Annotated in this window: 15 protein-coding genes; 3 read left to right on the top strand and 12 right to left on the bottom strand. The window is 72.4% G+C overall.

Annotated elements, in window-relative coordinates:
• Nucleotides 1-13 precede the first annotated feature (13 nt).
• Genes BM028_RS17150 through BM028_RS17130 form a run of 5 tightly spaced genes read right to left on the bottom strand, consistent with a single transcriptional unit; the run spans nucleotide 14 to nucleotide 6026 of the window.
• A complete protein-coding gene (locus BM028_RS17150) occupies nucleotides 14-1921 on the bottom strand; it encodes an amylo-alpha-1,6-glucosidase (protein WP_092388209.1) in 1908 nt (635 codons plus the stop codon).
• Nucleotides 1918-2742 (bottom strand): Type 1 glutamine amidotransferase-like domain-containing protein, encoded by an 825-nt coding sequence (locus BM028_RS17145; RefSeq protein WP_092388206.1) that lies wholly within the window; start codon nucleotides 2740-2742, stop codon nucleotides 1918-1920. The genes BM028_RS17150 and BM028_RS17145 overlap by 4 nt, the downstream gene beginning before the upstream one ends.
• Nucleotides 2743-2752: 10 nt before the next feature.
• Nucleotides 2753-3718, bottom strand: a complete 966-nt coding sequence (locus tag BM028_RS17140) for a carbohydrate ABC transporter permease (protein WP_083295110.1) — start codon at nucleotides 3716-3718, stop codon at nucleotides 2753-2755.
• Nucleotides 3715-4755 carry a carbohydrate ABC transporter permease gene (locus BM028_RS17135; protein ID WP_229086498.1) on the bottom strand — a complete coding sequence of 347 codons (1041 nt, stop codon included), beginning with the start codon at nucleotides 4753-4755 and terminating at the stop codon, nucleotides 3715-3717. The genes BM028_RS17140 and BM028_RS17135 overlap by 4 nt, the downstream gene beginning before the upstream one ends.
• Before the next feature lie 5 nt (nucleotides 4756-4760).
• On the bottom strand, nucleotides 4761-6026 hold the full coding sequence (locus BM028_RS17130) for an extracellular solute-binding protein (RefSeq protein ID WP_092388203.1): 1266 nt from the start codon (nucleotides 6024-6026) through the stop codon (nucleotides 4761-4763).
• A gap of 96 nt (nucleotides 6027-6122) precedes the next feature.
• Between BM028_RS17130 and BM028_RS17125 the strand changes: the two genes are divergently transcribed.
• A complete protein-coding gene (locus tag BM028_RS17125) occupies nucleotides 6123-7109 on the top strand; it encodes a LacI family DNA-binding transcriptional regulator (RefSeq protein WP_092388200.1) in 987 nt (328 codons plus the stop codon).
• A gap of 28 nt (nucleotides 7110-7137) precedes the next feature.
• Here the strand turns inward: BM028_RS17125 and BM028_RS17120 are convergent, their stop codons facing one another.
• Nucleotides 7138-8109: a nucleoside hydrolase gene (locus BM028_RS17120; RefSeq protein WP_092388197.1), complete on the bottom strand. Its 972-nt coding sequence runs from the start codon at nucleotides 8107-8109 to the stop codon at nucleotides 7138-7140.
• A gap of 155 nt (nucleotides 8110-8264) precedes the next feature.
• Between BM028_RS17120 and BM028_RS17115 the strand changes: the two genes are divergently transcribed.
• A complete protein-coding gene (locus tag BM028_RS17115) occupies nucleotides 8265-8915 on the top strand; it encodes a hypothetical protein (RefSeq protein ID WP_092388194.1) in 651 nt (216 codons plus the stop codon).
• On the opposite strand, the gene BM028_RS17110 is transcribed toward BM028_RS17115, so the two are convergent.
• Nucleotides 8912-9523 (bottom strand): helix-turn-helix domain-containing protein, encoded by a 612-nt coding sequence (locus BM028_RS17110; protein ID WP_071296572.1) that lies wholly within the window; start codon nucleotides 9521-9523, stop codon nucleotides 8912-8914. The two genes, BM028_RS17115 and BM028_RS17110, sit on opposite strands and share 4 nt — an antisense overlap.
• Nucleotides 9524-9590: 67 nt before the next feature.
• Between BM028_RS17110 and BM028_RS17105 the strand changes: the two genes are divergently transcribed.
• Entirely contained in the window at nucleotides 9591-10565 is a 975-nt protein-coding gene (locus tag BM028_RS17105; protein WP_092388191.1) for an NAD(P)/FAD-dependent oxidoreductase, read from the top strand.
• Between the two features lie 88 nt (nucleotides 10566-10653).
• Here BM028_RS17105 and BM028_RS17100 read toward each other — a convergent pair whose 3' ends face one another.
• The 5 genes from BM028_RS17100 to BM028_RS17080 all read right to left on the bottom strand — a co-directional run bounded on the left by BM028_RS17100 (nucleotide 10654) and on the right by BM028_RS17080 (nucleotide 14406).
• Entirely contained in the window at nucleotides 10654-11319 is a 666-nt protein-coding gene (locus BM028_RS17100; protein WP_092388188.1) for a pentapeptide repeat-containing protein, read from the bottom strand.
• 4 nt (nucleotides 11320-11323) lie between these two features.
• Nucleotides 11324-11743, bottom strand: coding sequence for a DUF6314 family protein (locus BM028_RS17095; RefSeq protein WP_092388185.1), 420 nt, complete (start codon nucleotides 11741-11743; stop codon nucleotides 11324-11326).
• Between the two features lie 9 nt (nucleotides 11744-11752).
• Nucleotides 11753-12100: an SHOCT domain-containing protein gene (locus BM028_RS17090; RefSeq protein ID WP_139219856.1), complete on the bottom strand. Its 348-nt coding sequence runs from the start codon at nucleotides 12098-12100 to the stop codon at nucleotides 11753-11755.
• Between the two features lie 75 nt (nucleotides 12101-12175).
• On the bottom strand, nucleotides 12176-13213 hold the full coding sequence (locus BM028_RS17085; RefSeq protein ID WP_092388179.1) for an NAD-dependent epimerase/dehydratase family protein: 1038 nt from the start codon (nucleotides 13211-13213) through the stop codon (nucleotides 12176-12178).
• The gene (locus BM028_RS17080; RefSeq protein WP_092388176.1) at nucleotides 13213-14406 is read right to left on the bottom strand and encodes a zinc-dependent alcohol dehydrogenase; all 1194 of its coding nucleotides are present in this window, start codon (nucleotides 14404-14406) and stop codon (nucleotides 13213-13215) included. The genes BM028_RS17085 and BM028_RS17080 overlap by 1 nt, the downstream gene beginning before the upstream one ends.
• Nucleotides 14407-14640 lie beyond the last annotated feature (234 nt).

The following is a 14640-nucleotide window of genomic DNA, read 5'->3' as shown; positions in this document are numbered from 1 at the left end:
CTGCGACGGCGGCCTACCGGAGCGCCACCCAGACGGGGAAGGCGGCGGCGGCACTCCAGGCCTGCGGGCGGCAGGCGGCCGGGTACGGGGCCGGACGTGTGACGGCGGACGCGTCGTCGCCGGCGTGCAGCTCGGGCATCCGGAAGTCGAACGCCACCGCCGCGGCGAGCAGCTGCTCGGACAGGACCCGGGCCTCGTCGTGGTGTCCGGACCGGACGAGGCCCGTGATCACCACGGCGGTGTCGTGCGCCCAGACGGTGCCCCCGTGGTAGCTGAGCGGCCAGTACCCGGCGGCGGTCGTGGAGAGCGTCCGGAGGCCGAAGCCGCTCGCCAGGTCCGGGCTCACGACGCGTGCTGCGACGACGGCTTCCTCGTCCGGGGTGAGCAGGCCGGTGCCGAGCAGGTGGCCGATGTTGCTCGTGGCGGAGTCGACGGGGCGCTTGCGGGCGTCGAGGGCGATCGCCGGGTACCGACCGATGTCGTCGGCCACCCAGAAGGCGTCGCGGAAGCGATCGGCCAGGCGGGCGGCCCAGGCACGCCACTCGTCGCCGCCGGGACGGCCGAACGCATCGAGCAGGTCGGCACCGTGCACCGCGGCCTCGTGCGCGTAGCCCTGCACTTCGCACAGGGCGATCGGGCCGTCGGCGAGGGTGCCGTCCCGCCACTGCACGCTGTCCCCGGAGTCCTTCCAGCCCTGGTTCGCCAGCCCTCGGCCGGACTCGTCGACGTACTCGAGCAGCCCGTCGCCGTCCGCGTCGCCGTGGTCGCGCATCCACGCCAGGGCGCGTTCGAGCGTCGGCAGGAGCGCCTCGACCTCGGCGTCGGGGAGCCCCGCACGCCAGGCATCGTGGAGCAGGCACGCCCAGAGCGCCGTCGCGTCGACGGTCCCGTAGTAGAGCGGTGGCAGGGAGATCTCGTCGTTGTCGACCGGCAGGGACGCCTGGCGCAGCTCGTGCATGATCTTCCCGGGCTGCTCGGCGGTCGCGGGGTCGTCCGCGGTGCCCTGCAGCGCGGCGAGGACCCGGAGGGTGCCCCCGGCGGTGCTGGTGTCGACGGGCAGCAGGAAGCGGGCGGCCCAGATCGCGTCGCGGCCGAACAGGGTGAAGAACCAGGGGGCGCCGGCCGCGATGAACTCGCCCTCGGGCCGCGCCAGCCGGAGTGCGTCGAGATCGTCGGTGGCACGCTCCAGCCAGCGCCGGAGCCGGTCGTCCTGCACGCCGGCCGGGACGTCGAACGGGCGCGGGGTCGTCACGCCGGTGACGACGGCGTCGGGCGTCTCCACGGCGCAGTCCCACGCGAGGTCGACCTGGTGCGCGCGCTCCGTCCGCCAGCGCAGCACGACGTCACCGTCCTCGACGCGGACGGTTGCTCCGGGGGCGTCGAGCCGGACCCGTACGGAGCCCGAGGTCCACGATGCGGTCTGCTCCGAGGCGTCGGCGGGGACCGGCTGGGGGCCGTGACCGGCCTTCACCGCGTCCATCCCGGCAGCGTCCGGGGTCAGCCTGACGGTCACGACGAGCTCCGCGGTGCTCGCGCCGGGCCCCTGGAGCCGATCGGTGACGCGCAGGCGTTCCGCCACCCCGTCGATGCGCACCGTCCGACGACGGTCGAGGCGGACGTCCGGATCGGCGCCGATACCGTCGAGGCCGCGCAGGAGTCCGGTGAAGACGACCTCGCGGGCACCGGCGGGCACGACGGCGACCGGTTCCACCGCGGAGTGCTCGACGCTGACGCGCACGGCGGAGACGAACCGCTGGTCGCCGGTCCAGTAGCCGTGCACGGGGTTCGCGCCGATGGCACCGTCCCGACCGGACCATGCCTGCGTCGGTGCCGCGATGACGGCGACCTCGTCGTGGAGCAGGGGCTGCAGCGTGGCGGTCGTGGCAGCGGCGGTGGTGGTGTTCGTGGTGGTGGGGGTCATGGGGCTTCCTCGTCGACGGGTTCGGGGGACGGGGTCCAGGCGCTGGGTGTCCAGCTCGGTACGGATCGGGGTGCGTCCGGCAGGCGACGCACGGGCAGGGGCTCGGCACGGATGCCGGCCGGGTCGCCGGGGGCACGGGCGATGCGCACCGCGCCGCCTCCGTCGTGGTCGGTGACGGCTTCGACGAACGTGGCCGAGCGCCCACGGTGGACGACGCCGACGCCCTCGTCGAGCTCGATGCCCGCCGGGAGGTCCCCCGCCGCGACGGCTGCGCGGAAGACCGGCGACCGGTCCGGGTCCGAGTCGGTGTGGACACCGAGCGAGCCGGACACGAAGCCGAGTCCGTCGGCGAGGACCGACGGCTGCGGGCCGTGGCTCTGCGTGACGCCGCCGGTGTGCCAGCAGAGCGCGCCGGCCGATCCACCGGCGAGCACCACCCCGGCTCCCCAGGCCTCACGGAGGACCTCGTCGAGACCGTGGGCACGCCACACGGCGAGGAGGTTGACCACGGAGCCGCCCGAGACCCAGACGACGTCCGCACCGAGGACGGCGTCGCGCAGGGACGGCACGTTCCGTCTCGGGAAGAACCGCAGGTGCGACGCCTCGACACCGGCCGTACGGGCCGCTGCGAGCTCTGCCCCCTCGACGGTCCGCTGGTCGCCGCCGGCGGTGTTCACGTGCAACACGCGAGGCGGCCGACCGGAGGGGACGCGGGCGAGCCGGACGGCCTCGAACAGGAGCGGACCGTAGGCCGAGTCGTCCCACTCGCCGCCGACCAGACCGCCGCAGGTGGCCAGGATCGTGGGTTCGGTGGCGGTCACGTCGGGGTGCTCATTCCTTGACCGCCCCGTCGCTGCCGTTCATGATGCGCTTCTGGAACACAAAGAACGCGACCGCCACGGGGATGGTCATGACGAAGGCCGCCGCGAGCTTGACCGGGAACTGGTTCCCGGCGCTCAGCGCGCCCGACGCCAGTGATGCGACGCCCTTCGTGAGCGTGGTGAGGTCGGGCGACGAGGTCGACACGATGAAGTGCGCGAGCTCGTTCCACGATCCCTGGAACGACAGGATGGTGATCGTCACGACGGCCGGACGCGCCATCGGGAGCACGACCGACCAGAAGGTCCGGAACGTGCCGGCACCGTCGATCTTCGCCTGCTCCTCGACGCTCACCGGGATCGATTCGAAGAAGTTCTTCATGATGAACACCCCGGCGGCGTCCACGAGCAACGGCACGATCATGCCCGAGTACGAGTCGTACATGCCGAGCTGGTTGATCACGAGGAACTTCGGGATGAGCAGGACCACGCCCGGCACCGCCATGACGGCGATGAGCAGGGCGAAGACGGTCTGGCGACCCGGGAACCGCAGTCGCGCCAACGCGTACCCGGCGAGGGAGTCGAAGAAGATCCGGCCGAGCGTGACGAAGACCGCGACGATGATCGAGTTCATCGCCCAGATCCCGAAGTCGGAGTTCTCGAAGAGGGTCTGGAACGCCGCGCCGGTCCAGGTGACGGGGAGCGCCAGCGGGTGCAGGGAGGCGTCCTGGTCGGTCTTGAACGCGTTCACGATCGCGACGTAGAACGGCAGCAGGTAGACGACGGCGATCAGGACGCCGAACACCAGCAGCACCACGCTCCGCGGCGTGAGCCGACGTGGCCGCCGGCCCGGGCCGGGTGCCTGCGTGACGGTGGTGGCGCCGAGGTCCGGCACCGCGCCTCCTGGCACTGCCGCCCTGGAGGCGCGGGTCGGCTCGGTCCCGCCGCCTGCGGTCGCCGGGGTGGGTGCGCTGGTCATCGCGTGCTCCCCTTCTCGATCCACCGCATCCGACGGCGGGACACCGGGCGGTCGCGCAGCGCCCACCGCTGCAGCAGCGTGAAGACGACGATGATGCCGAACAGGATGAAGGCGATGGCTGCGCCGACGCCCCACTGCTGGCTCTGGAACGCGGACGTGTACGACAGGAACGCCGGCGTGAGCGTCGTGTTCGCCGGGGCGCCCTTCGTGCCCGTGTAGATCTGGTCGAAGACCTGCCACGTCCCGATCAGCCCGAGCGTCAGCACCGTGAAGAGCGTCGGGCGCAGCTGCGGCAGGGTGACCCGCCAGAACCGCGTCCAGGACCCGGCGCCGTCGATCATCGCTGCCTCGTCGACCTCCGGCGAGAGGTTCTGCAGCGCCGCGATGAACAGCAGCATGAAGGTGCCGCTCGTCGTGAACACCGCGAGCAGGATGAACGCGGTCATCGCGACCGACGGACCCGCGAGCCACTCCCACCACGAGATGCCGAGCATCGTGTGGTCGGCGAGGAAGGCCGGTGGTGTGCCTGCGCCGAGGTGGAACAGGCCGGTGGGCTCGTTGAACCAGTTCGGTCCGTTGATCCCCGCCCAGCTGATGATCTTGTTGACGGCTCCCGTCGACGAGAACAGGAACAGCCAGAGGACGGTGATGGCGACCGAGCTCGTCACCGAGGGGAAGTAGAACGCGGTCCGGAAGAACCCGCGCCCGCGCAGTGCCCGACCGCTGACGAGCAGGGCGAGCCCGAGCGCCACGGCGGTCTGCAGCGGGACGACGAACACGACGTACCAGAGGTTGTTCCGCAGCGCGGTGCCGAAGTTCTGCTCGTCGAGGCCTCCGCCGCCGAGGATCTTGGCGTAGTTCTGCCCGCCGACGAAGGAGACGTCGGACGAGAACGGGCTGCCGACACCCCGCCAGTCGGACACGCTGACCCAGGCCGCCATGACCACCGGCACGGCGAGGAACAGGCCGAGGACGATGATCGTCGGCGCGGTGAACAGCCAGCCCGAGACGGCTTCGGCACGGTTCTTCCGGGACACGTCCGTCAGCCCTTCAGCGCGGCGGCCATGTTCTTCTGGACGCCCTCGAGCAGGGTCTTGGTGTCGGTCGTCCTGAGGCTGCCGAGCTTCGAGTCGAAGTCGGCGATCACGTCGGCGGTCCCGGACGCGTTCGGCAGGCCCTGGGCGGCGTCCGCCTGGTCGAGGAACGCGGCGTACTGCGGGTACTCCTGCTTCCAGGTGCCGGCGGCCGACTCGACCGAGGGCATCACACCGAACGCCTTCGCGAAGGCGAGCTGCTGGTCGGTGCTCGTCATCTTCTCGACGAAGGACAGCGCTGCCTTCTGGTTCGGGGAGTCCTTCGCGATGCCCCAGCAGTTCGTGAACTGCAGCGTGCCGGCACCCTTCGGGCCCTTCGGCAGGGCGACGACCTTGTAGTCCACGCTCGGGTAGCTCGACGACATCGCCCCGGTGAGCCAGTTGCCCTCGATGGTCATCGCGGCCTTGTCCTTGCCGAACGCGTCACCTCCCCAGCTCTCGCCGAGGTCGCTCGAGAACTTCATCGAGCCGTCGTCGAGCAGGCCCTTCACGTAGTCGAGGGCCTCGACGTTCGCGGCCGAGTCGACCGTCGCCTTCGTCTGGGCGCTGTTCGTCAGGGCACCGCCGGCCTGGGTCATGAACGCCCCGAGACGCTCGATCTGCGGGCTGGTCGTGAGTCCGACCCGTCCGTCGCGGGTGAGCTTCTCGGAGACCGTCCGCAACTGGTCCCAGGTGGTCGGGACGTCGCTGTCGGTCAGCCCGGCGGCCTTCCAGTCCTTCGTGTTGATGAACAGCGCGAGGGTGGAGAAGTCCTTCGGCGCGCAGTAGAGCTGGTCGTCCACGGTGAACGACTTCGTGAGCGTCGGGTAGAAGTCGCTCGTGTCCTCGAGCTGGTCGCCGTAGGCCAACAGCGAGCCGTTCGCGGCGTACCCGGCGAGGGACGACGTGCTGACGTAGAACACGTCGGCGGGCTTGCCTGCCGCGAAGCCCTGGGCGAGCTGCTGGTCGAGGTTGTTCGCCGGCTGCACCGTCGCGCCGGTGCCCGAGGACTTCGACCACGCGGCGGCGGCGCTCTTCACGGCGGCGGTCTCGGCGTCGCCCGACGAGCCGATGAGGACGGTGAGGGGGTCGTCGCTCGAGGTGAGCTTCGCGGCGCCACCGCCGGAACCGTTGCCGCCCGAGCTCGAGAAGCCGGAGCCACAGGCGGAGAGGGTCAGAGCTGCGGTGAGCGCCATCGCTCCCGCGGTCAGCATGCGTGCTGTGCGTCGTTGCATCAGGGGGACTCCTCGTCGAGTGCAGTACTTCGATCGTTCAAATTTGATCGATCAAACGAGTCGACCATACACCTGCGAGGCGCTACGGTGAACCCCATGTCGCATCCCGCCACCGTCGCCGACGTCGCCCTCGCCGCGGGCGTCTCACGGCAGACGGTGTCGAACGCGTTGAACCGACCCGAGGTCGTCCGCCCCGCGACGCTCACCAGGGTCCGGGCCGCCATCGACGACCTCGGGTACCGGCCGCACGCGTCCGCCCGCCGGCTCCGCACCCGCCAGAGCTCCACGCTCGGCGTCCGGCTGGAACCGGTGCACGGCATCTCCGGCGCCGTGCTCGACCGCTTCCTGCACGCGCTCGTCGAGTGTGCCGACCTGCGCGGGATGCGCATCCTGCTCTTCACCGCCACAGACGTCGACGACGAACTCGCACACATCGAACGCCTCGTCGAGGGCTCGGACGTCGACGGGTTCGTCCTCACCTCGACGTTCCACGGCGATCCCCGCGCGGCGTGGCTCGGCGCCCGGGACATCCCCTTCGTGACCTTCGGCCGGCCGTGGGGGCTGCCGGACATGGACGCCGCGCCGCACCCCTGGGTCGACGTCGACGGGTACGCGGGCGTGCACGACGCGACCGAGCACCTTGTGGCGCAGGGGCACCGCCGGATCGGGTTCCTGGGCTGGCCGAGCCCGTCCGGACAGGGTGACGAGCGCCGACGGGGCTGGCGGGACGCGATGCGCGCGGCCGGGCTGCCCGACGATCCCGGGCTCACGTGCGAGGACGACGTCACCGCGGCCACCGGCACGGTCGCGGCGGCGGTCGAGGCCGGCGCCGGGTTCGACGCGCTCGTCTGTGCGTCGGACACCCTCGCCCTCGGAGCCCGGTTCGCGCTCGGGGCGGCGGTGCCGGTGGTGGGCTACGACGACACCCCGGTGGCCGAGGCGGTGGGCATCTCCAGCGTGGAGCAGCCCCTGGTCGAGGTCGCCGCGGCCGCGGTCGAGCTGCTCATGGGCACCGGTCGGACCGTCCTGCCCGCATCGACCGGACACCGCCTGCTGGCTCCGCGGGTGGTCTGGCGGAGCTGAGACCGCGCGACCACGGCGTGCCGCTGCGCTACCGACCGACGCCGTCGCGCCCGACCGACCCGCTCGACACCGTGCCGACGTGGAGGATGCGCTCGCGGATGACGTCCGCCGCACGGTCGTCGGCCGTCACCACGACACGGACCGCCGGCCCGTCCGCAGCGGGGACCGTCCGGCCGTGCTCGGCCCCACCGACCACCACGTCGAGCGGCGTGGTCCGGACGGTGGGCTCGACCTCGCCCGCCGCGACCGCCGCCGCCAGCGGGTCGTGGAGCGGTGCGCGACGGACGTGGTCGACCGACTCGTAGAAGTCGACGTAGCTGCGCAGCATCGTGCCGAGCGCGAGCCGGAGCGGATCGCCGGCCGCCGTGAACCGGTCGGCGTCGGCGTCGTCGAAGCGGTGCTGCCGGGTGACGTCGAGCGGCACGAGCACGAGGTCGAATCCGGCGCGGAGGACCCGCCTGGCGGCCTCGGCGTCGTTGTGGACGTTCGCCTCGGCGGTGGGCGACACGTTGCCCGCGTCCCACACGGCACCGCCCATGATCGTCAGCGTGCCGACGAGCTCCGGCAGACGCGGCTCGGCCTCGAGCGCGACGGCGAGGTTCGTGAGCGGGCCGATGGCCAGGACGTCGAGCTTCCGGTCACCGGCCGCGTGATCGCGGGCCAGCCGGACGAGGAGCTCGGCGGCGGGGTCCTCCGCGGCCGCGACACCCGGCGGGAGGTCGACCCCGCCGATGCCGTTCGCCCCGTGCACGTGCGGTGCGCCGCCGCCGTACGAGCCGCCGATCGGGTCGTGCGCGCCGACCGCGACGGGCACGGTCCGGCCGCACAGGGCCAGCAGCGCCGCGGTGTTGACGGCCGCGGTCGCCGCGTCGGTGTTGCCGGAGACCGTACCGATGCCGACGAGGTCGACGTGCGGGACGTCGAGCAGGTACGTGAGGGCGAGGGCGTCGTCGACGCCGGTGTCGCAGTCGAGGAAGAGCGGGACGGTGGGCGTGGTCACCCGGTCATCCTCCCATCGCCGGTGGGAACCGCCCCGGACACGATCCGATGACGATCGGATCGGTCCGCGGACGCCGACGCCGACGCCGACGCCGACGACTACGGTCGGCTGCGGGGCCGCCGACCGGCCCGTGATCGCGGCACCAGGGGGAGCACATGCGACGGATGACGACCACGGGGACCACGGCGATCGCGATCGCAGCACTGGCCCTCACCGGCTGCGCCCAGGGCTCGACCGGCGCCGACCCTGCCCCGACCGGGACGACGTCCGCCGCGGCTCCGAGCGCCTCCCCGACCACGCCGGGCTCGACCCCGCGTCCGACCTCGACGATCACCCCGGTGCCCGGGGTCGACGACGACGCCGGCCGGATCCCGGACTCGTGCGAGGCCCTCATCACGGCGGGCAAGTGGGACTCCTCGTTCGCGGGTTCGCCCCTGAACGACCCCACGGTGGTCGGCGACCCGGTGGTGGTGCCGAAGGACGAGCTCACCCCGGTGCTCCAGCCGGACGGCAAGCAGCTCTCCTGCGTCTGGAAGGACCCGCGCGCGGACATCTCGTTCCTGTCGATCCGGGTCGCGACGGTGGACTCGACGAAGGCGTACGAGCACCTGAAGACGGCACTGGACGGGTACGACTGCTCCCTCGACGGCTACGGGTACCGCTGCCAGAAGGTCACGCAGAACAGCCAGTACCCGGTCACCGACGGCGACACGTACTACACCCGCGGCGACGTCGGCATCCACGTCCAGCAGTCGAACACGCCGACGTCGGGTCTGCTCGACGACGTCATCGCACACGTCTTCTAGCGGTCGGCGGGCCGCGACCGGATGTGCGCCCGCTCGCCCTGCGGCCCGTACAGGCACAGCACCTCGGTCACCTCGTCCGTGGTGTTCCCGACCCAGTGCGGCGTGTGCGTGTCGAACTCGACGACCTCGCCCGGCCCGAGGTCGAAGTCACGGTCGCCGAGGAGCAGCCGGAGCCGTCCGGACAGCACGTAGAGCCACTCGTAGCCCTCGTGCGTCCGGAGGGATCGATCGGTGTTCGCGGGCTCCGGCGGGATCAGCTGCTTGAAGGAGCGCACGCCTCCGGTCCGTCGGGTGAGCGGCACAACCACCCGGCCGCCGTGCAGCTCCGGCGCGAGGTGCACGCGTGGATCCCCGGTCCTCGGCGCACCGACCAGGTCGTCGAGGGGCACCTGGTACGCCCGTGCGAGCGGCAGCAGGAGCTCGAGCGTGGGCTTCCGCTGGCCCGACTCGAGCCGCGACAGCGTCGACACCGAGATGCCGGTCTCGGCGGCGAGCGCCGCGAGCGTGACGGCACGGCGCGTCCGCAGCGCGCGCAGTCGTGGGCCGACCCCGTCGACGACCTCGGCCGTCGTGCGCGGGGTGATCCGTTCCTCCCGATCCGTCGCCATGCCGGCCATGTTGCCAGACCGGCAAGGATGTTTGCCGTCGGCGCTCATGGATCCGCAGGATGCAGGCATGCGTGATCACTACGACGTCATCGTGGTCGGCGGAGCAGCCGCCGGCCTGTCAGCAGCACTCGTCCTCGGCCGGTCGCGACGGTCCGTGCTCGTCGTCGACTCCGGCGAGCCGCGGAACGCCCGCGCCGAGGGGGTCCACAACTACCTGGGACGTGAGGGCGCCTCGCCAGCGGAGCTCGGCTCGGTCGGCCGCGACGAGGTGGCCGCCTACGGCGTCGAGGTGACGACCGGGAGGATCGTGGCCGCGTCCGCCACGGACGGTGACGGTGTCGACCCGGTCGGCTTCTCGGTCACGCTGGAGTCGGGCGCGGTCGTCGCGACACGCAGGGTGGTCGTCGCCTCCGGCGCCGTGGACGTCCTGCCGGAGGTCCCGGGCCTCGCCGAGCAGTGGGGGCGCGGTGTGGTGCACTGCCCGTTCTGCCACGGGTGGGAGATCCGCGACCAGCGCATCGGCGTGCTCGTGACGTCGCCGATCGGGGCGCACCAGGTGCTCATGTTCCGCGCGCTGAGCGAGGACGTGACGGCCTTCGTCACCGACCCGGCGCTCGTCGACGACACCACCCTGGCCGGTTTTGCCGCCCGCGGTGTCCGGGCCGTGACGGGACCGGTGCGCGACGTGGTGTCCGACGGTGATCGGCTCACCGGCGTCTCGCTGGCGTCCGGCGAGTTCGTGGCGCTCGACGCCCTGGCCGCGGCGAGCACGGCGGAGGCGCGCATCGGGTTCCTCGAGGGACTCGGGCTCGAGGCCACAGACCAGTTCATGGGTGACCACCGGTACGCGAGCGCCCTGACGGTGGACGCCGCCGGACAGACGAGCGTGCGAGGCGTGTACGCGGCCGGGAACGTGGCGGCGCCGATGGCGACCGTCATCGCGTCGGCGGCGGCCGGGACGCAGGCGGGCGCGGCGGTGCACGGCGACCTCGTGCAGGCGGACCTGGCGCGCGCGCTGGCGACCGCGTCCGCCAGCGCGTGAGGCAGTGTGCGAGGTTCCGCGCGCCGTGCGAGGACGTTCGCGTCCCACGCAGCACGGAACCTCGCACGCTGCGCCCCGCGCCGGCGGGTCAGTCGACGCGGTAGCCCGCCTGGGCAGCGAGGAGCGGCGCGAGCGTGTACAGCTGGTCGGCGGCGATCGTCGCGCCGCGGAACCCCTCGAGCCGCTCCACCCGGTCGAGGTCGGCGGCGCGGAGGTCGACGTGCTCGATCCGGGTATTCGACCCCTCGGCCGCGCGGATCCTCGTCCCCTCGAACGACACCCGCAGCAGTCGGGCGTCGGCGATGTCCAGCTCGTCGACGACGCAGTCGCGGAACACCACGTCGGTGAACGTCGACCCACGGAGGTTCACGAACCCGAGCTTCATCCCGACGAACTCGACGCCGTTCAGCCCCGCGTCGTACAGCTCGGCGGAACCGATGCGGCCGCCGGCGATCCGGACCTCGCGCCAGGAGCTGCTCGACGCCCGGAGCACCGGCGCGTCGAGCGTCTCGACGACCGAGTCACGCACCCGCAGTCCCCGGAGGTCGGCGCCGTCGACCCGGAGGGTGCCGATCACCGACTCCTCGATCTCGAGGTCCGGCAGCCGCTCCCCCGCGAGGTCGAACACGTCGATGCGCTTCCCCTCGATCCGGTCGCCCGTGAGGACGTCGCCGGGACCGGGCGTCCAGCCGTCGAGGTCCGTCGGTTCGGTCAGGGTGATGCGCGGGGCGTCGGTACCGGAGCTGCGGGGCATGCGCTCAGTCTGCCGCGTGGGACCGACGTCGCAGCGTGCTGTCGAGGACGTAGTCCTTCGCGGGACCGTGCGCCTCCCACCGGACCGTCCACCGTTCGGCGTCCCCGGCGAGCACCCCGGAGTAGTCGTCGGGCGCGCACGCGTGCGACACCGCCGATCCCCAGACCCAGTCGTGGAACACCCGGCCGTCGGCGAAGTGCACGGTCCAGCGGTCGTCCGGGCTCCGGCGCACCCGGAGCGTCCGTGCCACGGGGACGGTCCGCCCGTCGAAGGCCATCGTGCCGGTCTCGTCCCAGCGGACCTCGTCCGGGGCCGCGCGTGTCAACGTGGTCGTCCCGGTCACGAGGCCGTCGACCCCGGCACGCCGGTCGTGGACCGTGCGGCGCAGGGTCCACTCCCCGAGCAGGTCGATGGGCTGCAGCACCCGACCAGGCTAGCCGCGGAGGGCCTCGGTGCGGGCGGTGCGGTGCTCCTCGTCCGAGATGACGCCGCGGGCGAGCAGGTCGTCGAGTTCGGCGAGCCGCTGCTCGAGCGACTTCTCGGGCGCGAGCGTCCGGCTCTGCATGGCCTGGTACGCCAGGTCCTCCTCCATCGTGAACGGGTTCTGGCCCCGCTTCGCCATCCGGGCGCTGCGGAGGACGATCGTCACGACGATCGCGACGAACCCGAGACCGATCACGGCCGAGCCCACGCCGAACAGGACCCCGAAGGCGCCGAAGTCGCCGAGCCCGCCGAAGCTCCCGAACCCGCCGCTGCCGTCACTGTACAAATCCCCGAACACGCCGTCCCCCTTCGTCGGAACGATCCGACCGTAGCGCTTCCCCGCCCCGGGCGCTGCCCCGCGAAGGGGCCACCCTCACCCGCTCAACGGCCCCGACCCCGGCACCCGCGCCCCGTCCGCGAACCCGGCCACGAGCTCGCGCAAGGCATCCTCGGAAGTGTGCCGCGCCTCCCATCCGAGCACCGACCGCGCCCGGTCGGTCCGCATGATCGGCACCTGGGCCGCGATGTCCACCCACCCGGCGTCCGTCGGCTGCAACCGCAGCCGCCACGTGAGCGTGACGAGCCCGCGGATCAGCCACATCGGCGCCCTGATCGCCCCGAGCATCCCGAACGCCCGCGCCATCCTCGGCGGGTTGAGCACGGGGGTGGCAGCGATGTTGAACGCCCCGCCGGCACGTCGGTCGATCGCGCGCCAGAAGGCATCGGCGACGTCGTCGGCGTGCACGGCCTGGAACACGAACGGCAGCGGCAACGGCAGGACCGCCCAGCGGATCCACCGGACGATCGACATCGGCACGAGTCGTCCGAGGAACAGTCCGCGGAGCTCGGCGGCGGCGCTGCGCTGGAAGACCAGTCCGGGGCGGAGCCGGGTCACGACGACGTCCGGGTGGCGAGCGGCGAAGGCGTCCATCGCCGCCTCGTTCTCGGCCTTGTGGATCGAGTACGTGGCGGTCGGGATGCCGGTGACGGGGAACTCCTCGTCGACGGGCGTCCGCTTGCCGTCCACGTCGACCCCGCGGTACGCCCCCACGGACGACGCGACGACGACCTGGGGGACGCCGACGCGCGCCACGGCCTCGAGGACGTTGGCGGTCCCGGTCACGTTCGTCCGGTACTGCGCCGAGATGTCGTGCGTCGGTTGCAGGGCCCAGCCGAGGTGGACCACCGCGTCGGCACTCCGGAATACGGCGGCCAACTGGTCGACCGCGTCCGGGGCACCGATGTCGACGGCGTGCCAGACGGCCGTCCCGTAGGGCTCGGCACGGAGGTCCGGCAGCCGCCGAGCGATCCCGACGACCTCGACGGAGGTGCCCTCGGCGCGGACCGCTGCCAGCCGCCGCAGCACGGCGGTCCCCAGGTTGCCGGTCGCGCCGACGACGACGATCCGCATCAGGCGGCGGCCAGTGCGGGGTCGAGCACGACCTTCACGCAGCCGTCCTCCTTCTTCTGGAACACCTCGTACATGTGCGGGGCGTCCTCGAGCGAGACCCGGTGGGTCGTCAGGTCGAGCGTCCCGAGCGGGTCCGACGGGTCCTGCACGAGCGGCATGACGTCGTCGATCCAGCGCTTCACGTTGCACTGCCCCTCGCGGACGGTGATCTGCTTGTCGAACAGCGTGAACATCGGCATCGGGTCCGCTCGACCGCCGTAGACACCGCTCAGCGAGACCGTGCCGCCACGGCGGACCAGGTCGATCGCCGCGTGCACGGCGGCGAGCCGGTCGACACCGGCGACCTCGATGGCCTTCTGCGCGATCGCGTCGGGCAGGAGTCCGGCGGCGCGCTGCGCGAACCCGGCGACCGGGTTGCCGTGCGCCTCCATGCCGACCGCGTCGACGACCCCGTCGGGACCGCGACCGTCGGTCAGGTCGATGAGTTGCGGCACGACGTCCTTCGTCAGGTCGAACACCTCGGCACCGTGCTTCGCCCCCAGGTCGCGGCGGACCTGCTCGGGGTCGACGGCGAGCACCCGGTAGCCGAGGTGCGCGCCGATCCGGGCCGCGAACTGTCCGACCGGACCGAGGCCGAGCACCGCGAGCGTCCCACCCTCGGGCACGTCGGCGTACTGCACGGCCTGCCAGGCGGTCGGCAGGATGTCGCTGAGGAACAGCCAGCGGTCGTCGGGCGTGCCGTCGTCCGGGATCACGATGGGTCCGTAGTCGGCGTGCGGCACGCGGAGGTACTCGGCCTGTCCGCCGGGGACCTGGCCGTACATCTTCGTGTAGCCGAACAGCGAGGCGCCCGTCCCGTACTCGGCGGTCTGGGTGGTCTCGCACTGCGACTGCAGGCCGTTGCGGCACATCCAGCAGTGGCCGCACGAGATGTTGAACGGGACGACGACGCGGTCGCCCACCTTGAGGTTGGTGACGGCGGAGCCGACCTCCTCGACGATGCCCATCGGCTCGTGGCCGAGGACGTCGCCCTTGTCGATGTAGGCGCCCAGCACCCGGTAGAGGTGCAGGTCGGAGCCGCAGATCGCGGTCGAGGTGATCCGCACGATCGCGTCGGTCGGCTCCTGGATGGTCGGGTCGGGGACGGTCTCGACGGACACCTTCTCGGTGCCCTGCCAGGTCAGTGCGCGCACGTCGCGTTCCTCTCGTGGTCGCTTCGGGCCGGCCAGGAGGCGCGGCTCGTCTCCCCACGTCGGTACCCGCCCGCCCCGTGGTGCGTTCCCAGCCCCGTCCGGTCAGCGCGTTCCGTGGCGGACGCGAGCCGCGCCTCCTGGCCCGCCCGCGGCGACCCCGTGCCCCGCGTCAGCCGCCTGCCGGAGGTGCGCATCGGAACGACGTCTGCGCGCCGTCCACCGTGCGCACTCGTC

This window comes from Curtobacterium sp. YR515 (assembly GCF_900113095.1).
In the GTDB taxonomy this organism is placed as follows: domain Bacteria; phylum Actinomycetota; class Actinomycetes; order Actinomycetales; family Microbacteriaceae; genus Curtobacterium.
The sequence above is the reverse complement of the archived record's forward strand: the minus strand, read 5'-3'. Positions and strand labels throughout refer to the sequence as shown.